The organism is Nocardioides humi, from assembly GCF_006494775.1.
GTDB classification, from domain to species: domain Bacteria; phylum Actinomycetota; class Actinomycetes; order Propionibacteriales; family Nocardioidaceae; genus Nocardioides; species Nocardioides humi.
In genome coordinates this window covers 4,592,022-4,615,225 of sequence record NZ_CP041146.1, presented here as the reverse complement: position 1 = coordinate 4,615,225, position 23,204 = coordinate 4,592,022, and the positions used below count along the sequence as shown (strand labels likewise).

General features: G+C 72.4%; 20 protein-coding genes. 10 read left to right on the top strand and 10 right to left on the bottom strand.

What is annotated here, in order from left to right; all coding sequences use genetic code 11:
• Window positions 1-60: 60 nt before the first annotated feature.
• Window positions 61-852 carry an oxamate carbamoyltransferase subunit AllH family protein gene (locus FIV44_RS22330; RefSeq protein ID WP_219996137.1) on the top strand — a complete coding sequence of 264 codons (792 nt, stop codon included), beginning with the start codon at window positions 61-63 and terminating at the stop codon, window positions 850-852.
• 4 nt (window positions 853-856) lie between these two features.
• Here FIV44_RS22330 and FIV44_RS31540 read toward each other — a convergent pair whose 3' ends face one another.
• On the bottom strand, window positions 857-1,402 hold the full coding sequence (locus tag FIV44_RS31540; protein WP_219996136.1) for a hypothetical protein: 546 nt from the start codon (window positions 1,400-1,402) through the stop codon (window positions 857-859).
• 84 nt (window positions 1,403-1,486) lie between these two features.
• On the opposite strand from FIV44_RS31540, the gene FIV44_RS31535 reads away from it, so the two are divergent.
• A complete protein-coding gene (locus FIV44_RS31535) occupies window positions 1,487-2,323 on the top strand; it encodes an AllF/FdrA family protein (RefSeq protein ID WP_219996135.1) in 837 nt (278 codons plus the stop codon).
• Window positions 2,320-3,729: a YlbE family protein gene (locus FIV44_RS22320; RefSeq protein WP_141006360.1), complete on the top strand. Its 1,410-nt coding sequence runs from the start codon at window positions 2,320-2,322 to the stop codon at window positions 3,727-3,729. The genes FIV44_RS31535 and FIV44_RS22320 overlap by 4 nt, the downstream gene beginning before the upstream one ends.
• A 3-nt stretch (window positions 3,730-3,732) precedes the next feature.
• On the opposite strand, the gene FIV44_RS22315 is transcribed toward FIV44_RS22320, so the two are convergent.
• Window positions 3,733-5,055 carry a thymidine phosphorylase gene (locus FIV44_RS22315; protein ID WP_141008014.1) on the bottom strand — a complete coding sequence of 441 codons (1,323 nt, stop codon included), beginning with the start codon at window positions 5,053-5,055 and terminating at the stop codon, window positions 3,733-3,735.
• Window positions 5,039-5,452 carry a cytidine deaminase gene (locus tag FIV44_RS22310; RefSeq protein ID WP_141006359.1) on the bottom strand — a complete coding sequence of 138 codons (414 nt, stop codon included), beginning with the start codon at window positions 5,450-5,452 and terminating at the stop codon, window positions 5,039-5,041. Before FIV44_RS22310 ends, FIV44_RS22315 begins: the two co-directional genes overlap by 17 nt.
• 198 nt (window positions 5,453-5,650) lie before the next feature.
• Here FIV44_RS22310 and FIV44_RS22305 point away from each other — a divergent pair, with 198 nt between their 5' ends.
• From FIV44_RS22305 to FIV44_RS22285, 5 genes are all read left to right on the top strand, one after another.
• On the top strand, window positions 5,651-6,745 hold the full coding sequence (locus FIV44_RS22305; protein WP_246086558.1) for a BMP family lipoprotein: 1,095 nt from the start codon (window positions 5,651-5,653) through the stop codon (window positions 6,743-6,745).
• A gap of 131 nt (window positions 6,746-6,876) precedes the next feature.
• Entirely contained in the window at window positions 6,877-8,391 is a 1,515-nt protein-coding gene (locus FIV44_RS22300) for an ABC transporter ATP-binding protein (protein ID WP_141006357.1), read from the top strand.
• Window positions 8,388-9,617, top strand: coding sequence for an ABC transporter permease (locus tag FIV44_RS22295; RefSeq protein WP_246086557.1), 1,230 nt, complete (start codon window positions 8,388-8,390; stop codon window positions 9,615-9,617). The genes FIV44_RS22300 and FIV44_RS22295 overlap by 4 nt, the downstream gene beginning before the upstream one ends.
• Complete coding sequence (locus FIV44_RS22290) at window positions 9,614-10,906, top strand: ABC transporter permease (RefSeq protein WP_141006356.1); 1,293 nt, start codon at window positions 9,614-9,616, stop codon at window positions 10,904-10,906. Before FIV44_RS22295 ends, FIV44_RS22290 begins: the two co-directional genes overlap by 4 nt.
• A gap of 136 nt (window positions 10,907-11,042) precedes the next feature.
• Entirely contained in the window at window positions 11,043-12,041 is a 999-nt protein-coding gene (locus tag FIV44_RS22285) for a hypothetical protein (RefSeq protein ID WP_141006355.1), read from the top strand.
• Between the two features lie 119 nt (window positions 12,042-12,160).
• On the opposite strand, the gene FIV44_RS22280 is transcribed toward FIV44_RS22285, so the two are convergent.
• The 7 genes from FIV44_RS22280 to FIV44_RS22250 all read right to left on the bottom strand — a co-directional run bounded on the left by FIV44_RS22280 (window position 12,161) and on the right by FIV44_RS22250 (window position 21,350).
• The gene (locus FIV44_RS22280) at window positions 12,161-12,745 is read right to left on the bottom strand and encodes a DUF3060 domain-containing protein (RefSeq protein ID WP_141006354.1); all 585 of its coding nucleotides are present in this window, start codon (window positions 12,743-12,745) and stop codon (window positions 12,161-12,163) included.
• Window positions 12,746-12,783: 38 nt separating this feature from the next.
• Complete coding sequence (locus FIV44_RS22275) at window positions 12,784-13,965, bottom strand: amidohydrolase (protein WP_141006353.1); 1,182 nt, start codon at window positions 13,963-13,965, stop codon at window positions 12,784-12,786.
• 18 nt (window positions 13,966-13,983) lie between these two features.
• Window positions 13,984-14,973 (bottom strand): hypothetical protein, encoded by a 990-nt coding sequence (locus FIV44_RS22270; protein ID WP_141006352.1) that lies wholly within the window; start codon window positions 14,971-14,973, stop codon window positions 13,984-13,986.
• On the bottom strand, window positions 14,970-16,394 hold the full coding sequence (locus tag FIV44_RS22265; RefSeq protein WP_141006351.1) for a hypothetical protein: 1,425 nt from the start codon (window positions 16,392-16,394) through the stop codon (window positions 14,970-14,972). The genes FIV44_RS22270 and FIV44_RS22265 overlap by 4 nt, the downstream gene beginning before the upstream one ends.
• 77 nt (window positions 16,395-16,471) lie before the next feature.
• Window positions 16,472-17,449 (bottom strand): methylmalonyl Co-A mutase-associated GTPase MeaB, encoded by a 978-nt coding sequence (gene meaB / locus FIV44_RS22260; protein WP_141006350.1) that lies wholly within the window; start codon window positions 17,447-17,449, stop codon window positions 16,472-16,474.
• The gene (gene scpA / locus FIV44_RS22255) at window positions 17,449-19,623 is read right to left on the bottom strand and encodes a methylmalonyl-CoA mutase (RefSeq protein ID WP_141006349.1); all 2,175 of its coding nucleotides are present in this window, start codon (window positions 19,621-19,623) and stop codon (window positions 17,449-17,451) included. The genes meaB and scpA overlap by 1 nt, the downstream gene beginning before the upstream one ends.
• Window positions 19,620-21,350 (bottom strand): methylmalonyl-CoA mutase family protein, encoded by a 1,731-nt coding sequence (locus FIV44_RS22250; protein WP_246086556.1) that lies wholly within the window; start codon window positions 21,348-21,350, stop codon window positions 19,620-19,622. The genes scpA and FIV44_RS22250 overlap by 4 nt, the downstream gene beginning before the upstream one ends.
• 284 nt (window positions 21,351-21,634) lie before the next feature.
• Here FIV44_RS22250 and FIV44_RS22245 point away from each other — a divergent pair, with 284 nt between their 5' ends.
• Both FIV44_RS22245 and FIV44_RS22240 read left to right on the top strand, forming a co-directional pair.
• Window positions 21,635-22,096, top strand: a complete 462-nt coding sequence (locus FIV44_RS22245; RefSeq protein ID WP_141006347.1) for a hypothetical protein — start codon at window positions 21,635-21,637, stop codon at window positions 22,094-22,096.
• A gap of 40 nt (window positions 22,097-22,136) precedes the next feature.
• Window positions 22,137-23,186 carry a glycosyltransferase gene (locus FIV44_RS22240; protein ID WP_141006346.1) on the top strand — a complete coding sequence of 350 codons (1,050 nt, stop codon included), beginning with the start codon at window positions 22,137-22,139 and terminating at the stop codon, window positions 23,184-23,186.
• Window positions 23,187-23,204: the final 18 nt, after the last annotated feature.

Here is a 23,204-nt window from a genome sequence, read left to right as displayed (position 1 = left end):
TCGGACGTTGGCAATGCTCACCATTCGATGCACGATAACCCAGCCGTTAGCGTCCGAGAGGTGGAACGGGTCGAAGAGTTGGTTGCGGGGGCCGGTTCGCCGGCGCTGCGTGGCCTTCTCCACGGCCCGCCGGCGACCGGCACGGTCGTGCACGCCGGACGTGAGGCGGTGTACGCCGAGCTCGGCGACGGCCGGATCGACCGGATCGTCGGCGTGCTCGCCCGCGGCGCCGTGCACGTGCCCTGCGGGATCGCGACGGCACTGACCGTGCTGCCGGAGGTCGCCGTGGGCGCGCCGGTGACGGCCGGGGACGGCGTGCTCCGGATCGGCCCGCTGACCGTGGGCGTCGGCCGCCTGGTCCCCTTCGCCGCCCCCGCGCTCGATCCCGGCGCCGCGGGCCGGCTGGCCGTCGTGCCCGCCGACCTGGGCCCGGCGCGCGACCAGCTGCCGGAGTCCGCGCTCACCCTGCTCGCCGACGGCGACCCTGCGGCGGTGCCCGCCCTGGTCGGGCGCGGCGACGGCCTGACCCCGGTCGGCGACGACGTCCTGTGCGGCTGGCTGGTGGCCGCCCGCGCCGCCGGCCGCGACACCGGCGCGATCGCCCGCACGGTCGAGGTCCACCTCCACCGCACGACCGGCCTCTCCGCGACGTTGCTCCGGCACGCGGCCGCCGGCGAGGCGATCGCGCCGTTCCGCGCGGTCCTCGCCGCCGCGGACGCCGCCGCGGTCGGCGTACTGCTCGCGGTCGGCCACACCTCCGGCGCCGGGATGCTCCTCGGCGCCCACCTCGCCCTCTTCCCCGTCAGTCAGTCCCCGTCCATCAACGAAGCCCTCGAAGGGAGCACTCGATGACGCATCAGCACGTCGAGATCCGGCCCGGCGCGTACGCCGACAGCGTCGCACTGCTGCAGGTCAGCCGGGACGTCGCCGCCACCCCCGGCGTCGCCGCCGCGCAGGTGGCGATGGCGACCGAGCTGAACGTGGAGGTGCTGCAGGGCATGGGCTTCACGCTGCCCGCGGCCACGCCCAACGACATGGTCGTGGCGCTGCGTCTCGCCGACGAGTCCGCGCTGGCCGCCGCGCTGGCGGCGGTGGACGCCGCGCTCGCCGCGGCCCGCAAGGGCTCGTCGGGCGGGGAGGTCGCGGAGCCACCGCGCACCACGGCCTCGGCGCTGCGCCGCGCGGGCGGTGACCTCGCGCTCGTCTCGGTGCCCGGCGCCTCGGCGCTGGTCGAGGCGATGGACGCGCTCGACGCCGGCGTCGACGTGATGGTCTTCAGCGACAACGTGCCGGTCGAGCAGGAGCTCGCGATGAAGCGGATCGCGCGCGATCGCGGCCTGCTCGTGATGGGCCCCGACTGCGGTACGGCGGTCGTCGGCGGCGTCGGCCTCGGCTTCGCCAACACCGTGTCCCCGGGCGGGTCGGCATCGTCGCCGCCTCCGGCACCGGGTGCCAGCAGATCCTCGCGCTCCTCGACGCCGCGGGCGTGGGCGTCGCCGCCGCGCTCGGCGTCGGCGGGCGCGACCTGTCCGCCGCGATCGGCGGGATCTCCACCACGACCGCGCTGGACCGCCTCGACGCCGACCCCTCGGTCGAGCACATCGTCGTCGTGTCCAAGCCGCCGGCCGCCGAGGTCGCCGCGGCCGTGGAGAAGTACGCCGCCGACCTGGCCACGCCCGTCCGGTTCGCGCTGCTCGGCGCCGGCCAGCCCGACCTCACCGCGCAGGTCGAGGCGCTGCTGGGCGACCTCGGCGTCGCCGTACCGGAGTGGCCGACGTGGGGCGACCCGGCCGTGCGGAGCGCGTCGGGCGGTAGCGCCCTGCGCGGGCTGTTCGTCGGCGGCACGCTGTGCGACGAGGCGATGCTGCTCGCGGCGTCGACGCTCGGCCCGATCCGCAGCAACATCCCGCTCGCGCCGGAGCTCGCGCTCGACGCGAGCCTGGTCGCCGAGGGCCACCTGATGATCGACTTCGGCGACGACGGTCTCACCCGCGGCCGTGCGCACCCGATGATCGACCCCACGCTGCGCCTGGAGCACCTCGGCACGGTCGCCGCCGACCCGGAGACCGCGGTGATCCTGCTGGACGTCGTGCTCGGGCACGGCGCCCAGGACGACCCGGCCGCCGAGCTCGCGCCCGCGATCGCCGCCGCCCGCGCGGCCCGCGACGTCCCCGTTGTCGTCGCCTGCGTCGGCACCTCGACCGACCCCCAGGGCCTGTCCCGTCAGGCCGAGGCGCTGGCCGCCGTCGGCGCCGAGGTCCACCTGTCCAACGCCGCAGCCACCCGCCGGGCGGTTGCCCTCACCAGCGGAGATGCCCGATGACCGCCACCCTGCCCAGCGCCGCCCCGACCGCCGTCGCCGCCGTCGGCGCCGACATGTTCGCCGCGGCCGTCGCCGACCAGGCCGTCCCGGTCGAGCGGGTCGACTGGACGCCGCCGATGGACGGCACCGCCGACGACCTCGCGACCGTCGCCGCCGATCCGCTGCGCCGCGACGCCAACGCGCTCGCCGTGTCCCGGATGCTCGACGTGCAGGCGATGCTCGTCGGCGTCGCGCCGGCCTCCGAGCTGCTCGGCCTGACTCAGGGCCAGTTCCTGCACGCCGGGCCGCCGATCGAGTGGGCCCGCGCCTCCGGACCGCTGCGCGGTGCGCTGATGGGCGCGGCGGCGTTCGAGGGCCTGGTCGAGGACCCGGAGGACGCCGAGGCGCTGTTCGCCTCGGGGGCGGGCGTGTCGCTGGAGCCGTGTCACCACCGCAGCGCCGTCGGGCCGATGGCCGGGGTGGTCTCCCCCTCCATGTGGATGTTCGTGCTCGAGGACCCGGCCACCGGCCGGCGCACCTACTGCTCGCTGAACGAGGGGCTCGGCAAGGTGCTGCGGTACGGCGCCTACGGGCCCGAGGTGCTGGACCGGCTGCGCTGGATGCGCGACGTCCTCGGGCCGCTGCTCGGCGAGGCCGTCACCGCGGCCGGGCCGGTCGACGCGACGGCGATCCTCGGCCAGATGCTGCAGATGGGCGACGAGGCGCACAACCGCAACCGGGCCGGCACGCTGATGCTGCTGCGCGACATCGCGCCCTCCCTGGTCCGCTCGTCGCGCTCGTCCGAGGAGATCGCGGAGGCGTTCGCCTTCATGGGCGGCAACGACCACTTCTTCCTCAACGTCGCGATGCCGGCGTGCAAGCTCGCGCTCGACGCCGCGCGCGACGTACCCGGCTCGACGATGGTCGTCGCGATGGCCCGCAACGGCACCGACTTCGGCATCCAGGTGTCCGGCACCGGCGACCAGTGGTTCACCGGCCCCGCCCAGCTCGCCGACGGCCTCTTCCTCGGCGACTACGGACCCGACGACGCCAACCCCGACATCGGCGACTCCGCGATCACCGAGACCGCCGGCATCGGCGGCTTCGCGATGGCCGCGGCGCCGGCCATCGTGCGCTTCGTCGGCGGGACCGTCCCCGACGCGCTCGCCACGAGCCGCCGAATGCGCGAGATCACGATCGGCGAGAACGACCGCTGGCCGATCCCGGTCCTCGACTTCGCCGGCGCCGCCACGGGCATCGACGTCACCTCGGTGTGCCGCACCGGCATCCTGCCGCAGATCAACACCGGCATGGCCGGCAGGGTCGCCGGCGTCGGCCAGGTCGGCGCCGGCCTGGTCACCCCGCCCGCGTCGATCTTCCCCGCCGCCCTCGCCGAGCTCGCCCGGCGTACCCGGGAGCGCGGCTGAGGATCAGCCGACGCGGTCGATGACCAGGGGCTGGGAGGTGTACGACGTCCCGGGCGCCGCCACCTCGTAGCCACCCTCCAACACAGCCAACGCCCGCTCGAAGCGCTCCGGAGTATCGGTGTGCAACGTGAACAACGGCTCCCCCGCACGAACCCGGTCACCGGGGCGGACGTGCCACACCACGCCCGCACCCGCCTGCACCGGATCCTCCTTGCGCTCGCGCCCAGCGCCCAGCCGCCACGCGGCGATACCGACCGACAACGCGTCCAGCCGGGTCAGCACCCCATCAGCCTCGGCAGTGACGACATGCTGCTCCCGCGCGACCGGCAACGCCGCATCCGGATCACCACCCTGCGCCGAGATCATCGCCCGCCAGACATCCATCGCCGACCCGTCCGCCAACCTCTCCGCCGGGTCCACATCCTCCCGGCCCGCACCCGCCAGCATCTCCCGCGCCAACGCCACCGTCAGCTCCACCACATCCGCCGGACCACCACCCGCGAGCACCTCCACCGACTCCGCAACCTCGACCGCATTCCCAGCCGTGAACCCCAACGGGGTCTCCATGTCGGTCAACAACGCGACCGTACGCACCCCCGCATCCACACCCAGCGCGACCATCACCTCAGCCAACTCCCGCGCCCGGTCCACGTCCTTCATGAACGCGCCACTGCCGACCTTCACATCCAGCACCAACGCACCCGTACCCTCCGCGATCTTCTTGCTCATGATCGACGAGGCGATCAACGGGATCGCCTCCACCGTCCCGGTCACATCCCGCAGGGCGTACAACTTCCTGTCCGCCGGCGCCAGCCCCTCGCCCGCCGCACAGACCACCGCACCCACCGACTCCAACTGCGCCAACATCTCCTCGTTCGACAACAACGCCCGCCACCCCGAGATCGACTCCAGCTTGTCCAACGTCCCACCCGTGTGGCCCAGACCCCGCCCCGACAACTGCGGCACCGCCACCCCACACGCCGCGACCAACGGAGCCAACGGCAACGTGATCTTGTCCCCCACACCCCCCGTGGAGTGCTTGTCCGCCGTCGGCCGCGACAACGCCGAGAAATCCATCCGCACCCCCGAAGCGATCATCGCCCCCGTCCAGTCCCCGATCTCCCGACGATCCATCCCGTTCAACAAGATCGCCATCAACAACGACGACATCTGCTCATCCGCGACCACGCCCCGCGTATAGGCATCCACCATCCAGTCGATCTGACTCGTCGACAAACTGCCGCGGTCACGCTTGGTCAGGATCACCTCGACGGCGTCGTGCCGCGGGCCGTTCTGGGGGTCTGGCTGGTCACGGTGCGTTTGTATCAGTAGTCGCCACACGCTCGAGGTCGTCCGGCCCGAATGCCTGCGGCAGCACGGCGTCCATCGGCAGCACCCCCTGGGGCGTGAGCACCTCCAGCGCGGCGCCGCCGTTCTCCCACAGCAGCTGGCGGCAGCGGCCGCACGGCATGATCACGGCGCCCTCGCCGTTGACGCACACGAAGTGGGTCAGCCGGCCCCCGCCGGTGGCGTGCAGCTGCGACACGAGCCCGCACTCCGCACACAGCGTGACGCCGTACGCCGCGTTCTCGACGTTGCAGCCCACCAGCCGCCGCCCGTCGTCGGCGAGCGCCGCGGCGCCCACCCGGAACCCGGAGTACGGCGCGTAGGCCCGCGCGGCGATCTCGGTCGCCGCCTGCCTGAGGGAGTCCCAGTCCACCACGGCGTCACGCTAGCCCGCCGGCGGCGCCCGCGCGAGGATCTTGCGCCGACGTACCCGAAGACGAGAAATGTCCCAAGTTGGTAACCGTTTCGGCGAATGCGCTTCCCGCAAGGCGGTCCGTGAGTCAGGATGCACCCTCGGAGCGAAAGCCCCACTATCCCTGCCCTGCGTGCTGCCGGGCGTCGATCGGAGGACATCTTGAAGACCTGGAAGAGGACGACGGCCGCCGCGGCCGTGGCGCTCGTGGCGAGCGCAGCCCTGGCCGCCTGTGGCGACGCGCCGGACGAGGACAACGACAGCAACGCGTCGGAGAAGAGTGACTTCCTCCCCTGCATCCTGTCCGACGCCGGCGGCTTCGACGACAAGTCGTTCAACCAGCTCAGCTACGAGGGCGTCCAGGAGGCGGCCAAGGAGCTCGGCAGCGACTACAAGCAGTTCGAGTCCAAGAACGAGAACGACTACGCGCCGGCGCTCGAGAACTTCGTCGCGCAGGGCTGCGACGCGATCGTGACCGTGGGCTTCGCGCTCTCCGCCGCCACCGTCGAGTCGGCCAAGGCCAACCCGGACATCGAGTACATCCTGATCGACGACGCGGCCGACAACGACTTCGACGGCACCAAGGACGCGGAGAACATCAAGCCGATCCTGTACGACACCGCGCAGGCCGCGTTCCTCGCCGGCTACGCCGCGGCGGACTACACCAAGACCGGCACCGTCGGCACGTACGGCGGCCAGCCGTTCCCGACGGTCACCATCTTCATGGACGGCTTCAAGCAGGGCGTCGAGTACTACGCCGCCAACAAGGGCAAGGACGTCAAGCTCGTCGGCTGGGAGGGCAACGACAAGGGCGTCTTCACCGGTGGCTTCGACGCCAACGAGAAGGCGACCAACACCGCCAAGCAGATCCTCGACCAGAACGCCGACGTGATCCTGCCGGTCGGCGGCCCGATCTACCAGGGCGCGCTCACCGCCATCGCCGACTCCGGCAAGGACGTCGCGCTGATCGGCGTCGACGCGGACTTCTTCGAGACCGACCCGAACACGCAGGACCTGGTCCTCACGTCGATCCTGAAGAACATGAAGACCTCGACGATCGAGGCCGTGGTGGCCGCGGGCAACGGGGACTTCGACGCCGAGGCCTACGTCGGGACGCTCGAGAACGACGGGGTCGGCCTGGCGCCGTTCCACAACTTCGAGTCGAAGATCTCCGACACGCTCCAGGCCGAGCTCGACGAGGTCAAGCAGGGCATCATCGACGGCAGCATCCCGGTGACGTCGTACCTCAGCAGCTAGTGAGGGCCCACCTGCGCTGACGCAGGGTCCGGGGAGGTCGGTTCCCGACCTCCCCCGGACGCATTCCACGCGCTGCGGCGTTTCCGGCGCATTTGCTGGCTTCCGCGCGTCCGCTCCGAGAGGATCCACCCATGACGCTCGAACTCCGGGGCATCACCAAGCGCTTCGGCCCCCTGGTCGCCAACGACCGGATCTCCCTCACCGTCAACGAGGGCGAGATCCACGCGCTGCTCGGCGAGAACGGCGCGGGCAAGTCCACCCTCATGAACGTGCTCTACGGCCTCTACCAGGCCGACGAGGGCGAGATCCTGCTCGACGGCGAGCCCCTGCAGCTGTCCGGGCCGGGCGACGCGATGGCCGCGGGCATCGGCATGGTCCACCAGCACTTCATGCTGGTCCCCGTCTTCACCGTCGCCGAGAACGTCATGCTCGGCAACGAGGCCACCGGCTTCGCGGGCACCCTCGACATCGACGCCGCCCGCGAGCGGGTCCGCGAGATCTCCCGGCGGTTCGGGTTCGACGTCAACCCCGACGCGCTGGTCGAGCAGCTGCCCGTCGGCGTCCAGCAGCGCGTCGAGATCATCAAGGCGCTCTCCCGCGACGCCCGCGTCCTGGTCTTCGACGAGCCCACCGCGGTCCTCACCCCGCAGGAGACCGACGAGCTGATGGAGATCATGCGCCAGCTCCGGGCCTCCGGCGCCGCGATCGTCTTCATCAGCCACAAGCTGCGCGAGGTCCGCGCCATCGCCGACCGGATCACCGTCATCCGCCGCGGCGCCGTCGTCGGCGAGGCCAGCCCGACCGCCACGAACGCCGAGCTCGCCGCCCTCATGGTCGGCCGGCCGGTCGAGCTGACGGTGCACAAGGAGCCCGCCCAGCCCGGGCCCGACGCGCTCGTCGTACGCGATCTGCGGGTGCTCGACGACACCGGTCACGTCCACCTCGACGGGATCAGCTTCTCCATCGCCCGGGGCGAGGTGCTCGGCGTCGCCGGCGTCCAGGGCAACGGGCAGACCGAGCTCACCGAGGCGATCATGGGCCTGCAGAGCCACGTGCGCGGCTCGATCCGGCTGGGCGACCAGGAGCTGGTCGGCCGCTCGGTCCGCAAGGTCCTCGACGCCGGCGTGGGCTTCATCCCCGAGGACCGCCAGGTCGACGGGCTCGTGGGCGGCTTCACCATCGCCGAGAACCTGATGCTCAACCGCAGCCACGGCAGGCCGTTCGTGTCGGCCGGCACGGTGCGCAGCGGCTTCCTCGAGACCTTCGCCCAGCAGAAGCTCGTCGAGTACGACGTGCGCGCGTCCGGCATCCAGTCGAAGGCCAGCCAGCTCTCCGGCGGCAACCAGCAGAAGGTCGTCGTCGCCCGCGAGCTGTCCCGCGACCTGAGCCTGCTCGTCGCCGCGCAGCCGACCCGCGGGGTGGACGTCGGCTCCATCGAGTTCATCCACAAGCAGGTGGTGGCCACCCGCGACGCCGGCGTGCCGGTGCTCCTGGTCTCCACCGAGCTGGACGAGATCGTCGCCCTGTCGGACCGGATCATGGTCCTCTACCGCGGCGAGGTGGTCGGCATCGTCCCGGCCGACACCCCGCGCGAGACCCTCGGCCTGATGATGGCCGGCGAGCGACCGGAAGGAACGGCTGAGTGAGCACGAACGACGAGACCCAGCCCACCACGGTGGAGGAGGAGCCGCCGCCGGCGCCGAGGCAGCCGGGCCGCTGGGACGGCGTCCTGCGCGAGATCGTGATGGGCAACGCCATGGTCGCGGTGCTCTCGGTGTTCCTCGCGGTCGTGGTCGGGTCGCTGATGATCCTGCTGACCGACGAGCACGTCCGCGACACCGCGAGCTACATCGGCGCCCGCCCGAGCGACTTCTTCAGCGCGGTGTGGAACGCCATCTCCGACGCCTACGCCGCCCTGTTCCGCGGAGCCGTCTACAACACGAACGTCGACGGCTTCCAGAGCCGGATCCGGCCGCTCACGGAGACCCTGAAGTTCTCCGCGCCGCTGGTCCTCGCCGGCCTCGGCGTCGGCCTGGCCTTCCGCGCCGGCCTGTTCAACATCGGCGGCCGCGGCCAGATGCTCCTGGCCGGCGCCGCCGCCGGCTGGGTCGGCGTCGGCATGGACCTGCCGATGGCCCTGCACCTGCCCCTCGCCGTGCTCGCCGGCGCCCTGGCCGGCGCGCTGTGGGCCGGGATCGCGGGCTTCCTCAAGGCCCAGAGCGGCGCCCACGAGGTGATCGTCACGATCATGCTCAACTACGTCGGCTACTACCTCGTCTTCTACGCCCTCTCCCGCCAGGGCCTGCTCCAGGCGCCGGGATCGCTCAACCCGAAGTCCAAGCCGATGCCCGAGTCGGTGATCCTGCCGAAGCTGCTCGGCGACCGGTTCAACCTGCACCTCGGGTTCCTCATCGCGCTGGTCGCGGTCGGGGTCGTGTGGTGGCTGCTCAACAAGTCCGCGATGGGCTTCCGGTTCCGCGCCGTCGGCGAGAACCCCGACGCCGCCCGCGCGTCCGGCATCGACGTGGGCCGCACGTACATCACGGTCATGCTCATCGCCGGCGGCCTCGTCGGCCTCGCCGGCGTCAACCAGATCCTGGGCACCGCCACGAGCGGGGTCACCGTCGACATGGACGCCGGCATCGGCTTCGACGCGATCACCGTCGCCCTGCTCGGCCGGTCCCGGCCGCTCGGCATCCTGGCCGCCGGGATCCTGTTCGGCGCCCTCAAGGCGGGCGGCTTCTCGATGGCCGCCGCCGAGGGCATCCCGGTCGAGATCGTGCTCGTCATCCAGTCCCTGATCGTCCTCTTCATCGCCGCTCCCCCGCTGGTGAGAGCGATCTTCCGGCTGCCGAAGGAGGCAACGGCGTGAGCGACACCAAGATCACCGTGCCCGTCCCCGCCGACGCCGACGCACCGACCGCCATCCCGCTGCGGACGGCTCTCAAGGCGCCCATCCTGCTCGGCGTCGTCACGGTCCTCATCGCGCTGCTCGTCATCTTCAAGGACCGTGCGGGCGACACGACCTTCCGGCTCGCCGCCGACACCGACTTCTTCGACCTGCCCGAGGTCACCGTCCCGTCGACCGGCACCGTCATCACCGTCGTCCTGCTGCTCGCCGCGTGCACGGTCGCCTCCGGGCTGCTCGCGAGCCGCGGACGCCGTACGCCGCTGTGGCTGATCGCGGGCTTCGCCGTGGTCGCCATGGTCGGCTTCCTCGCCTGGGCCGCCGCCGGCAAGACCGTGCCCGTGATCGGGCTGCTCGGCGGCTCGATCGCGCTCGCCGTACCCCTCGTCTTCGGCGCCCTCGGCGGCGTCCTCGGCGAGCGCGCCGGCGTCGTCAACATCGCCATCGACGGCCAGCTGCTGTTCGGCGCCTTCGCCGCCGCCATCTTCGGCACCGTCGTCGGCTCCCCCTGGGGCGGCCTGGTCGCCGCGATGCTCGCCGGCGGCCTGGTCGCGCTGGTGCTCGGCTTCTTCGCGATCACCTACTTCGTCGACCAGGTCATCGTCGGCGTCGTCCTCAACGTGCTGGTGATCGGCCTGACCAGCTTCCTGTTCGGCCAGGTGCTCTCCGAGCACCCGCGGGAGCTCAACGCCCCCGACCACTTCTCGCGGATCCCGATCCCCGTGCTCGGCGAGATCCCCGTGATCGGGCCGGTGCTCTTCCGGCAGACCATCCTCGTCTACCTCATGTACGTCGCCGTCGCCGTCGTCGCCTGGGCGCTCTACCGCACCAAGTGGGGCCTGCGCGTCCGCGCCGTCGGCGAGCACCCCAAGGCGGCCGACACCGTCGGCATCAAGGTCAACCGGACCCGCTACACCACGCTGCTCATCGCCGGCCTGATCGCCGGCGCCGGCGGCGCGACGTACACGCTGGTCTCGGTCCCCCAGTTCGGCGAGGAGATGACCGACGGCGCCGGGTACATCGCCCTCGCCGCCGTCATCTTCGGCCGCTGGGACCCCGTGCGCGCCACGCTCGCCGCCCTGCTGTTCGGCTTCGCCTCGAACCTCTCCGGCGTGCTGTCCGTCCTCGGCTCCCCCGTCCCCAGCCAGTTCATGCTGATGCTGCCGTACGTCGTCACGATCGTCGCCGTCGCCGGTCTGGTCGGTCACTCCCGTGCCCCCGCCGCCGACGGGGTGCCGTACCGCAAGGGCTGACGTCGGCGGATGCAGGATTCACCGCTTCAGCGGCGATTCCCTCGCTTCCTGGCCGTTGCAACGGCCAGGAAGCGAGGGAGACGGTCAGGAAGACCCGGTCCGTCCCGTTTTCCACAGATCCAGATTGGGTGGCCTGATGTCGCCCGACGCCGGGCAATCTGCACGAATGCAGCTGCGCCCGGACGACCCTCGCCTCCTTCCGATCCACCTACGCCGTGACCTTGTTCGATCAGGTCAGAGCGATCGGTCGATCGCTGCGGCGGTGAGATGCGGCTCCCTCGACCGGCCGCGACGTGGCGCCTACTGCGACGGCCCGGCTTGGCGGCGGATGTCCGAGGACGAACGCTACGCCGTCAGGTGTCGGGCGACCTATGCGCAGGCGAACACCGAGGTCGTCCTCAGCCACGTCTCGGCATTGCCGTTCACCGTCGCACCCCTCTGGGGCTTCGACCTCAGCGAAGTGCATCTCACGCGGGAGGACGGACGAGCAGGCCGCAAGGAGCGCGGCGTACGACGCCATTGCGGCAAGCTGCTCGCCGGCGACGTCATCGAGACGAACGGACTGCTGGTCATGTCTCCGGTCCGCGCCTCGCTCGAGGCCACGATGCTCGGATCCGCCGAGGCCGGCCTGGTTGTCGTCAACCACTTCCTGCATCGGGGTGACTTCGACCTGGACACGCTCCGAGGGCGGTACGACGACACGATGGACCGTTGGCCGAACTCGCTCCCCACGGATCTGGTCCTGCGATTGGCCAATCCGCTGGTCGAGTCGGTTGCCGAGTCGCGCACCGAGTACTTCTGCTTCCAACGCGGGCTTCCGCGCCCCATCGCACAGTACGAGGTCCGCGAGGGCGGCGTGGTCGTCGCCCACCTGGACTTCGCCTTTCCTGATCTCGGCTTCTGGATCGAGTTCGACGGTCGAGTGAAGTACGAGCGCTATCTGCGTCCCGGCGAGACGGCCGCCGACGCGGTTCTGCGAGAGAAGCGGCGCCAGGACATGGTCGCGGAACTCACCGGCTGGCGATGCCTGCGGATCACCTGGGCGGACCTCGCGGATCCAGACGCTCTCGAACGCCGGATCCGACGGCTGATCGACTCCATCGCCGCGGAGCGGTCACGTCGTCGGGCATCCTGACCCCGGGTGACGGACCCCACTTCTCGCCCGTTTCCTGCGCTTCTTGCCCGTTGCAACACGCATGAAGCGCGGGAATCGCCGCTGAAGCGGTGATTCCCGCACCCAGCGCGCCGGCCGGATCACCCCCGGCGGTGCACCTTCACCTTGTTGTTCGCACCGGTCACCTTGACCTTGGTCTTGGCGGTGCGGACCTTGACGGTGTTGTTGGCGCCGCGGACGACGACCTTGCGGAGCTTGCGGTACTTCACCTTGTTGTTGGCGCCCTTGACCTTCGCCTTGGCGCCCTTGTCGGCGACGACCTTGTTGTTGGAGCCGACCAGGACGGCCTTGTCGAGGGCCGGGATCCGGACGTCGACGTTGCTGGCCCGCACCCGGACGACGGGAGCGGCGGCGGCGCGGACCGAGGAGTTGGCGCCGGCGACCACGACCCGGTCGAGGGCTCCGGCGGCGACGACGTCCACGTTGGCGACGGCGATCGTGAGCGAGGTGGCGCTCTCGAGGGCGACGTCGATGTTGGCGCCGGTCACGGTGACGTCGCTGCAGGCGCCGGTGAGGACGTACTCCTCGGTGGCGTCGGCGAGGACGACCGGGCCGGTGGTGCAGTCGAGCGTCACCGCGCCGTGCGCCGGCGACGGGACGACGGCGGCAGTGGCACCGATGAGGGCGGAGGTGGCGAGGGCGCGCAGCAACGTCGTGGGGGTCATGGTCAGCACCCTTGCCAGCCGCGGCCGGGGCGAAACCCTCAGGCGGACGCGAGCGCGTTGACCGCGACGCCGGCGAGCATCCGGGCGCCGTACCCGATCGCGGCCTCGTCGACCTCGAAGTCGCCCTGGTGCAGGTCGAAGGTGGCGCCGCCGGGGCTGCGGGTGCCGAGGCGGAACATGGCGCCGGGGATCTGCTCGAGGTACCAGCCGAAGTCCTCGCCGCCGAGGCTCTGCTCCACCTCGGTGCGGTGGTGCAGGCCGAGCAGCTCGTCGGCGGCGGAGGCGACCATCGCGACGCTGATCCGGTCGTTGACGACCGGCGGCACGCCCTGGAGGTAGTCGACGCTGGCGGTGACGCCGTAGGGCCGGACGATGTCGAGGACGGCCTCGCGGACGACGGCCTCGCACGAGGCCCACGCCTCGGCGTCGAGGATCCGCACGGTGCCACTGGCGAGGCCGCGGTCGGGGATGACGTTGGCGGCCGAGCCGGCGCGCAGCATCCCCCAGACCACGCTCACGCCGGCGCGCGGGTCCATCCGGCGGCTGAGCACGGCCGGGAGCTCGCTGGTGATCTTCGCGAGGGCGAAGGTGAGGTCGCCGGTCAGGTGCGGCCGCGAGGTGTGGCCGCCGTTGCCCTCGAGGCGTACGTCGATCCGGTCGGCCGCGCTCGTGATCGGGCCGGTGCGCAGCCCGACCGCGCCCACGTCGACCGACGGGTCGCAGTGGAGGGCGAAGATCCGGTCGACCCCGTCGAGCGCGCCGTGGTTGATCAGGTGTCGTGCGCCGCCGGGCATGACCTCCTCGGCCGGCTGGAACAGCAGCCGCACCCGGCCGCGCAGCAGGCCCTGGGCGTGCACCTCGGCGAGCGCGTGCCCGGCGCCGACGAGGGCGGAGGTGTGCACGTCGTGGCCGCAGGCGTGGGAGACCCCGTCGACGCTGCTGGCCCACGGGTCGGTGGTGAGGTCCGGGACCGGCAGGGCGTCGAGGTCGGCGCGCAGGCCGACGGTCGTGCTGCCCTCCCCCAGGTCGGCGATCACGCCGCTGCGCGGCATCCGGCTGATCCGCCAGCCGTGCCGCTCGAGCTGCTCGGCGACCCGGTCGGAGGTACGCCGCTCGTGCCACGACACCTCGGGGTGGCGGTGGAGGTCGCGGCGCAGCTCGACCAGCTCGTCGTCGTACTTGGCGACGACCGAGTCGGCGAGGGCGAGTGCGGCATCCACCCACCCAGCCTATGCCGCTCAGGAGGGAGCGCTCACCCGGTCCACCATCTCGACGTCCTCGCTGCGGTCGCCGAGGCGGCAGCCCCAGGTGCTGGTGACCTCCAGCTCGTGCTGGTCGGCGGCCGGCAGGAGGAAGGCGCCGCGCGCGCCGAGACCGTGCCCGCCGGCGCGGCGGTTGGCGTCGACCGGGAGCTCCGCCGTCTGCGGCTGACCGTCGACGCGGACCCGGAGGGTGCCGCCCATGGCGGCCGCGCGGCAGGGCCTGCCGTCGACCTGGATCTGGTCGGCGCGCAGCCAGGTCTGGGCGGTGGCGACCACCCAGGTGGCCTCGGGGTCGCGCGCCGAGGCCCAGCCCAGGCCCTCGACGTAGGGGTACTCCCACAGGTCGTAGCGGCAGGTGCGCACGGAGGCCGGGTCGACGCCGGCCGGCGTGTCCTCCTCCTGCTCGCCGCAGGAGGCCAGGTCGAGGCCGGTGCCGGCGTCGTAGAGCCCGGCCGCCGCGCCGGTCTCCCGGTTGCCCGCGGCGTCGACGCTCTGCACCACCCCGTCGAACTCGACGTCGAGTGCGAAGTCGGCGCCGGAGGTCTTCGCCACCTCGAGGTACGACGCCTCGCCGGTGCCGCTGAACGGCAGCCGGTAGGCGCCGTCGCCGACGTGCAGGGTCAGCGTCGTGAGCTCGGCCGGGTCCACCGAGGGGTCCTGGGGCGCGCTCGCCGGCGCCCCTTCGAGGTCCACGTAGGCGACCCGGACCGGCCGGAACTCCCGGTCGCCGGCCGCGTCGATCGCCTTCCCGCCGGCGACCTCGTCGCCGGGGATGGTGCGGACCGGATCGCCGACGGTGACGGTGACCCGGCCGGTCGGGAGCTGGGCCCACAGGTCCATGCCGGCGACCTGCGCCGGCCGGGCGTCGGCCACGACGCCGTCGTGCTCGGGGTCGGAGCAGGCGGCGGTCAGGGACGCGACCATCGCGGCGACGGCGACGGCGACGGCCGCCCGGCTCCCCCTCACAGCAGCGGGAGGACGTCGTCGGGATCGTTGAGGTTGCGGTCCTCCACCTGCTTCTCGACCTTCTGGTAGTGCTGGCTGATCTGGTCGTCGGTCATGCCGATCAGCCGGGCCGCGTCCTCGAGCTTGGTGCCCGCGTCCTCGAGGTCCGTCGACAGGCCGGTGAGGAGGTCCGACGTCCGGGTCTGGAGCGCGCTGAACTCCGTCCAGGCACCGGTGTAGGCGAGCCCCACGTCGGTGGACCGGCGGAACCCGTCGTCCGCGGTGAAGGTGAGGTAGCCCTCGGCCTGGCGCAGGTCGGCGGCGACCGAGGGCAGCCAGAGCTCGGTGATCTTCGCGATCGACTCCTTGCTGACGGTGACGCCCTGGCGCCGGTTCAGCACGGCACTCGGGTCGGCCGAGTTCAGGGTCGGCCTGGTCAGCTCGCACGAGCCTCCGTCGGCGAACGCCTTGGCGGCCTTCAGGAAGTCCTGGACCCCGACCTCCTGCACCTCGATCTGCGTGTCGAGGTCGTCGAGCCACTTCTCCATGTTCGTGAAGACCTTGTCGGGGTGGTCGGCCCCGAGGGGCAGGCTCTGGTACTTCGTGTCCGGGGTCTTCGCCGCCTCGACGCCCGCGCCGATCGCGGCGGCGCCGCTGATCGCGCCGAACAGCGCCACCGAGCCGCCCAGCGTGGGCACGGCCGCGAGGGCGGTCGCGAAGGCCGCGATGACGGTGAGGCCCAGGACCAGGTCGCCGTCCGGGCCGTCGGGCGCGGAGGCCTTCATCGCCTCGAGCGCCTTGGGCTCGAACGCCGCGAGGTCGTCCTCGGTGCGCCCCCAGATCTCGCCCTGGGCGTGGCTGGCGACGCTCAGCGCCGCCACGAGCCGGCCCTGCGCCTGGAAGGTGGTCGGCAGCTGGTTGACGTAGTACTCGGCGAAGGTCTCGGCGTACTCGCCGCTGAGCTGCCCGGTGCGCAGCTTGATGTTCTCGAGGTCGCCGGCCAGGCGGCTGTTGATGTCGCCGAAGGAGTCGCCGGTGCTGTCCGGGTTGTCCGGGTCGATGTTCAGCTCCCGGGCCGCCCAGTCGAGCAGCGCCGCCGAGGTGTAGCGGCTGGGGAGGTCCTGCCACTTGGTGAACAGGCCCTCGATCTTCGGCGGCCACTTGTCGAGGACACCCTTCGCCTCGGCCTCCAGCACGCTCTTGTTGATGTCGGCGAGGGCGCCCGCGGCCTCCGACTCGTACTCGCCGGTGAGGGTGTTGACCTCCACGGTCGCGTAGCTCACGACGTACTGGTTCGAGGCGTTGATCTCCCGCTTGACCGTCCAGTCGCCGGTCGACTCCCACGGGCCGTGCATCAGCTCCGCCTTCGCCGCCGCTGCCGCGATCAGGCTGCTGTACGCCCCGACCGAGCTCCCGCCGCCACCGCCACTGTCAACGTGCACTTCTGCTCCCGAGGATCGCTGGATCACTGACGCGGGACGGGATGCCCGCTGTCAGTCCTCGCGAAACGCGACGACGCTCACCGATCGTCGTACGCCGCCAGGAGGCGATCCGCGGCGAGCGGCGCCGTCAGCTTGCCGGCGAGCAGGGCCGCGCGGACCTCGGCCTGGACGGCCTTGACGCCGGCGCTGTGGCGCAGCCGCTGGTCGAGCTCGTCGCGGACCAGGGCCCAGGTGAAGTCGAGCTGCTGCTCGGCGCGCTTGCGGGCCAGCCCGGTGTCGCCGAGGTGCTCGCGATGCTGGAGGACCTGCGCCCACACCTCGTCGACCCGGGCGCCGGTGAGCCCGGAGCAGGTCACGACGGGCGGCGCCCACTCCGACCTCCCGCGGACCAGGCGCAGTGCGCCGGCCAGCTCGCGGGCCGCCGCCCGCGCCTCGCCCTCGCGATCGCCGTCGGCCTTGTTGACCGCGATGACGTCGGCGATCTCCAGGATCCCCTTCTTGATGCCCTGCAGCTGGTCGCCGGTGCGGGCCAGGGTGAGGAACAGGAAGGTGTCGACCATGCCCGCCACGGTCACCTCGGACTGGCCGACGCCGACGGTCTCGACGAGGACGACGTCGTACCCGGCCGCCTCGATGACGGCCATCGCCTGCGTGGTCGCGCGGGCGACGCCGCCGAGGGTGCCGGCCGACGGCGAGGGCCGGATGAAGGCGTTCGGGTCGGCCGCCAGGGTGGCCATCCGGGTCTTGTCGCCGAGCACCGAGCCGCCGGTGCGCACCGAGGAGGGGTCGACGGCGAGTACCCCGACCTTGTGCCCGGCGGCGGTCAGCTGCCCGCCGAGGGACTCGATGAAGGTCGACTTGCCGACGCCCGGGACGCCGGAGATGCCCACCCGGACGGCGGGCTTCGCGCTCGCCGCGTCGCCCGCCAGCGCCAGCAGCAGCTCGCGGGCGGCCTCGCGGTGCCGGGGCGCGGTGGACTCGACGAGCGTGATGGCCCGCGCCATCTGCGCACGCTGTCCGGCCCGCAGCCCCTCGAGGAGGGCGTCGACCTGCATCAGTGATCGAGGGACTCGCGCAGCCTCGCCAGCAGGTCGAGCGCGGACTCCGCGATCACCGTGCCGGGGAGGAAGACCGCCGCGGCGCCCATCTCCCGGAGCGTGGGCACGTCGTCGGGCGGGATCACGCCGCCGATGACGACCATCACGTCGTCCCGGCCCTGCTCGGCCAGCGCCGTGCGGAGCGCGGGCAGCAGGGTGAGGTGGCCGGCGGCGAGCGACGAGACCCCGACGATGTGGACGTCGGCGTCGATCGCCTGCTGCGCGACCTCCTCGGGCGTGGAGAACAGCGGCCCCACGTCGACGTCGAAGCCCATGTCGGCGAAGGCGGAGACGACGACCTTCTGGCCGCGGTCGTGGCCGTCCTGGCCCATCTTGGCGACCAGGATGCGGGGACGGCGTCCCTCGGCCTCGGCGAACTCGTCGGTGGCGGCGCGGACCTGCTCCAGCACGGACCCGCCCTCGGGGTTGAGGCTCGCCTCGTCGCGGTACACGCCGCTGATCGTACGGATCACCGCCTGGTGCCGGCCGTACACCTTCTCCAGCGCGTCGGAGATCTCACCCACGGTGGCCTTGGCCCGGGCCGCGTCGACGGCGAGGGCGAGCAGGTTGCCGTCGAGCGAGCCCTTGGCGGCGCCGCGGTCGGCGGAGTTGGTGAGCGCCTCCAGCGCGGCGTCGACGTCGCGCTGGTCGCGCTCGGCGCGCAGCCGCTCGAGCTTGGCCATCTGCTGGCGGTAGACCTCGTCGTTGTCGACCTTGAGCACGTCGAGCGGGTCCTCGGCGGCCAGCCGGAAGGTGTTGACGCCGATCACCTTCTGCGCGCCGGAGTCGATCCGCGCCTGGGTCCGGGCGGCGGCCTCCTCGATGCGCAGCTTGGGGATGCCCTGGTCGATGGCCGCGGCCATGCCGCCGGCCGCCTCGGCCTCCTGGATGTGCGCCCACGCGCGCTCGGCGAGGTCGTGGGTCAGTCTCTCGACGTAGTAGGAGCCGGCCCAGGGGTCGATGGCGTACGTCGTGCCGCTCTCCTGCTGCAGCAGCAGCTGGGTGTTGCGGGCGATCCGGGCGGAGAAGTCGGTCGGCAGCGCGATCGCCTCGTCCAGCGCGTTGGTGTGCAGCGACTGGGTGTGGCCCTGGGTGGAGGCCATCGCCTCGATGCAGGTGCGGCCCACGTTGTTGAAGACGTCCTGCGCGGTCAGCGACCAGCCGGAGGTCTGGGAGTGGGTGCGCAGGGAGAGCGACTTCGGGTTCTGCGGGTCGAACTGGCGGACCAGCCGGCTCCACAGCGCGCGGGCGGCGCGCATCTTGGCGATCTCCATGTAGAAGTTCATGCCGATCGCCCAGAAGAAGGACAGCCGCGGCGCGAACCTGTCGATCTCGATGCCCGCCTCGAGGCCGGCGCGGATGTACTCGACGCCGTCGGCCAGGGTGTAGGCGAGCTCGAGGTCCTGGGTCGCCCCGGCCTCCTGGATGTGGTAGCCGGAGATGGAGATCGAGTTGAACCGTGGCATCTTCTGGCTGGTGTAGGCGAAGATGTCGGAGATGATCCGCATGCTCGGGGCCGGCGGGTAGATGTAGGTGTTGCGGACCATGAACTCCTTGAGGATGTCGTTCTGGATGGTCCCGCTCAGCTGCTCCGGCGTCACCCCCTGCTCCTCGGCCGCGACGATGTAGAGCGCGAGGACCGGCAGCACGGCGCCGTTCATCGTCATCGACACCGACATCTGGTCCAGCGGGATCCCGTCGAACAGGGTCCGGGTGTCGTAGATCGAGTCGATCGCCACGCCGGCCATGCCGACGTCGCCCCGCACCCGCGGATGGTCGGAGTCGTAGCCGCGGTGGGTCGCCAGGTCGAAGGCGACGCTCAGGCCCTTCTGGCCCGCGGCCAGGTTGCGGCGGTAGAAGGCGTTGGACTCCTCGGCGGTCGAGAATCCGGCGTACTGGCGGATGGTCCACGGCTGGGTGGTGTACATCGTGGGGTACGGCCCGCGCAGGAACGGGCTCAGGCCCGGGTAGGTGTCGAGCGCGTCGAGGCCGGCGAGGTCGTCGGGCCCGTAGGAGGTCTTGATCTCGATGCCCTCGGGGCTCAGCCACGGCTCCCCGGCGGGCATGGCCGTCGCCGCGGTCGTGTCGGACGCGAGCGGCAGGCCCGCGAAGCTCTTCGGAATGCTGCTCATGCCAGCCGCTCCCTCGTCCGGGTCAGGAAGCCCAAGGCGTCGACGCCCATCGCCGCGCTGTCGTCGGCGTAGTCGACCGGCTTCCCGGCGATGATGACGTACGTCGCGCCGGCCTCGCGCAGCGCCGCGGCGGCGGCTGCGCCCCACTCCTCGTAGGCGGCGTCGGTGCCGGCCAGGCAGACGACCGGCTGCGCGTCGTACGCCGCCGTCAGGTCCGCGACGCCCGCGGTCGGTCCGGCGACGTCGACCGCGATGCCGCCGGCGGCGAGCAGGTTGCTGACGAAGGTCGCGCGGGCGGTGTGCTGCGCGATGGTGCCGAGCGTGGCGAGGAAGACCGGCTGGGCAGCGGGTTCGTCGCGCAGGGCCTCGAAGGAGGCGCCGTAGCGGCGGACCCGGTCGTTGAGCGGATCGGCCACGCGCTCGGGCAGCGTCTCGGCGAGGTTGGGGAACTCGCTCAGGCCGGTCAGCGGGCGCTTGCGGCGGGCGATGTCGTTCTCCCGCTTCTCCACGACGGCCGCGATCCGGGCGCGGAACGGGTCGAAGTCGTGGCCGCCCTCCCACTCGGTCTCGAGCTGCTGGAACTCCGCCCAGCCGGCGGCGGCCAGGTCGGCGGTGAGCTGCTCGACGGCGTACGCGCCGCCGGCGGGGTCGGCGACGGCGGCGACGTGGGACTCGTCGATGAGCAGGTGGTTGACGTTGCGGGCGATCCGGCGGCCGAACCCGTCGGGGCGGCCGTTGGCGCTGTCGAACGGGAGCACCGTGACGGCGTCGGCGCCGCCGACGCCGGCGGCGAAGGCCGCGACGGTGCCGCGCAGCATGTTGACGTAGGGGTCGTACTTGCTGAGCATCGGGCGGCTGGTGACGGCGTGCTGGCGCTGGGGCGGGGCGTCGTCGCCGGTCAGGCCGCTGAGCTCGAGGACCCGGGCCCACAGCACGCGCGCCGCGCGGAGCTTGGCGATGGTCGGGAACTGCTCGTCGGTGGCGGCGTACCGGAACTCGATCTGCCGCGCCGCGTCCGCGAGCGACAGGCCGTGGTCGGTGAGCCAGCGCAGGTAGGCCACGCCGGCGGCGATCGACCAGCCCAGCTCCTGGCCGTCGCTGGCGCCGAGGTCGTGGGCCGCGGTCGCGTCGACGACGATGGCGCGGATGTCGTGCTGGTCGGCCTTGCGGGCCAGCGTCTGCAGCTCGGCGACCGCCTCGTCGACGGCGAGCGGGATGTCGCGCAGCATGACGCCGAGCGGGTCGATGCCGAGGTTGGAGTCGGGGTGCTTGGCGCCGGGCAGGGCCAGGAAGGCCTCCGCCACCGCGGTCGTCGCCGACGGCGCGTCGAGGACGACGGGCGCCAGGTCGAGCAGCACGTCCTTCAGCGTGGTCGCCACGTCCGTGTCGGCGTCCGCCGCCAGCCACAGGCTGGTGACACCGCCGTCGAGGTCGACCAGGGCGGCCTCGTTGGCCAGCTTGGCGTCGGGGTCGGCGACCAGGCTGCGGATGTCCCACGCCCCCTCGCGACTCGGCCGGACCGCCGCCGCGGCGCCGCCCGGCAGGCCGAGCGGCGTGATGCCGATGCCGTCGAGGGTGGTGCGGGTCAGCTTGTCCCACACCGCGCCGTCGGGGTCGTCGTCCACGAGCCTGCGGGACTTGCGCAGCACGGCGGCGGTGGCGGCCTCCCACTCGGCGCGCGTGTGCGCGTCCTCGGGCTGCGCCAGCGTCAGGGGCGAGTCAGTCACAAGGGTCAAGACTATCCGTGACAGCGCCGCTGTTATCGAGGTGTGAGATATGTCCGGCTACTTCGGGGTAACCGAGGCTTCACCAAGCAGTCGCTAGTGTCCTGACCGGTTGAAGCGCTGACATAGTCGGTGGTCCTGGTGCGTGCATCGCAAGGCGGCCGTGCGAGGGCATACCGGGTCGTCTGTCGAGCGCGGCCAACGCCGCGAGGTGCGTGCCAGGGCCGCCGAATATGGCGGCGAATCAGCCGGACAGGACGCTAGGTTCTGGCCATGAGGCTCTGGCCGTGAGGGTGCGCGACCCCGAGGGCAAGACATGGCGGGTCACCCGCCGCTGGCTGCCCTGGCGGCCCCGGCCGCGGAGCTGGGGACCGCAGTTCCTGCTCGAGGCGGCCGACGGCATCACCGGCTTCCTGCTCGCGCTGGTCATCGGCCTGGTCGTCCTCCCCGTGGCGACCTTCGTGCTGCTCTCGGGCGGCGAGCTGGTGATCCTGCTCGTCGTGCTGCCGTTCGTCGTCGCCGGCCGGGTGATCTTCGGGAGGACGTGGTGGGTCGAGGCCCGCCTCGGCTTCCGCCCGTACTGGGAGGAGGAGTCCGGCGACTGGCGGACCAGCGGGCAGCGGATCCGGCAGGTCGCGGAGGCGATCGAGCGGGGCGACCCGCCGCTGCGGACGCTCGGCCCTCCCGCGGAGGACCCCGACGAGACGGAGCAGCGACCGCCGCAGAGCGTTCACCCCGACGCCACCTGAGACACCCGATCACGTCACGGCGGCGCCTCACCGTGGAGCCATGAGGATCGTCCTGGCCACCGAGTCCTTCTACCCCGCCGTCGACAGCACCACCACGACCCTGAAGGCGACCGTGGACCGGCTGATCGACCGCGGCCACACGGTCCGGATCGTCGCGCCCGGTCCCGGGCTCGCGAGCTACCGCGGCTGCGACGTCGTCCGGGTGCGCCCGCTGGAGCCCACCGGGACGCAGGTGCGCGACGCGATCGAGGGGTTCGCGCCCGACCTGGTGCAGGTGCACTCCCCCCGCGCCGTCGGGCGCAAGGCGCTCAAGCACGCCGCGCGCGCCGGCGTACCCACGCTGGCGGTCGAGCAGTCGCCGGTCCTCGACCTGGCCGCGGACTACTGGCGGGCGAAGGTCGCCGAGCGGGCCGACCGGGTGCTGGTCACCTCGCCGTGGATGGTCGGCCGGGCCGCCGAGCTCGGGGTCGACGCGGCGCTGTGGGAGCCCGGCGTCGACCCGCTCGCGTTCACCCCGACGCTGCGCGACCCGTGGCTGCACCGGTCCTGGTCGCAGGCGAAGTCGGGACCCGGCAAGGTGGTCGTCGGCTACGTCGGCGGCCTCCACAAGCCCGCCGGGGTACGACGCCTGGCCGCCCTCGCCGACGTACCCGGCATCCGGGTCGTGGTGATCGGCGGCGGACCCGACCGCGAGTGGCTGGCCCGCCGGCTGCCGGGCGCGCGGTTCACCGGCCCGCTGGGCGTCGGCGACCTGACGGTGGCGCTGCCGACGCTCGACGTCCTGGTGCACCCCGGCGAGCACGAGACCGACTGTCACGCCCTGCGCGAGGCGGGCGCGGCCGGCGTGCCGGTCGTCGCGCCGCGCGCCGGCGGCGCCCGCGACGTGGTCGCCCACCTCGAGACCGGGGTCCTGTACGACGCCGGCGGCTCCCGCGACCTGGTCCGGGCCGTCGCGGCGGTGGCCGCCGACCCGCACCGTCAGCTGCTCGGCGCGGCCGGCCGCGAGCGGGCGCTGCGGCGCACCTGGACCGACGCGGTGGACGAGCTGGTCGCCGCGGCGTACCCCGCTCCGGCTCCGATCGTCGCCTGACGCCGCACCCGGCGCGCC

Coding starts and splice junctions, on each gene's coding strand:
- FIV44_RS22240 (WP_141006346.1), top strand. CDS start 22,137: ATGAGGATCGTCCTGGCCACCGAGTCCTTCTACCCCGCCGTCGACAGC.
- FIV44_RS22320 (WP_141006360.1), top strand. CDS start 2,320: ATGACCGCCACCCTGCCCAGCGCCGCCCCGACCGCCGTCGCCGCCGTC.
- FIV44_RS22280 (WP_141006354.1), bottom strand. CDS start 12,745: ATGACCCCCACGACGTTGCTGCGCGCCCTCGCCACCTCCGCCCTCATC.
- meaB (WP_141006350.1), bottom strand. CDS start 17,449: ATGCAGGTCGACGCCCTCCTCGAGGGGCTGCGGGCCGGACAGCGTGCG.
- FIV44_RS22285 (WP_141006355.1), top strand. CDS start 11,043: ATGTCGCCCGACGCCGGGCAATCTGCACGAATGCAGCTGCGCCCGGAC.
- FIV44_RS22300 (WP_141006357.1), top strand. CDS start 6,877: ATGACGCTCGAACTCCGGGGCATCACCAAGCGCTTCGGCCCCCTGGTC.
- scpA (WP_141006349.1), bottom strand. CDS start 19,623: ATGAGCAGCATTCCGAAGAGCTTCGCGGGCCTGCCGCTCGCGTCCGAC.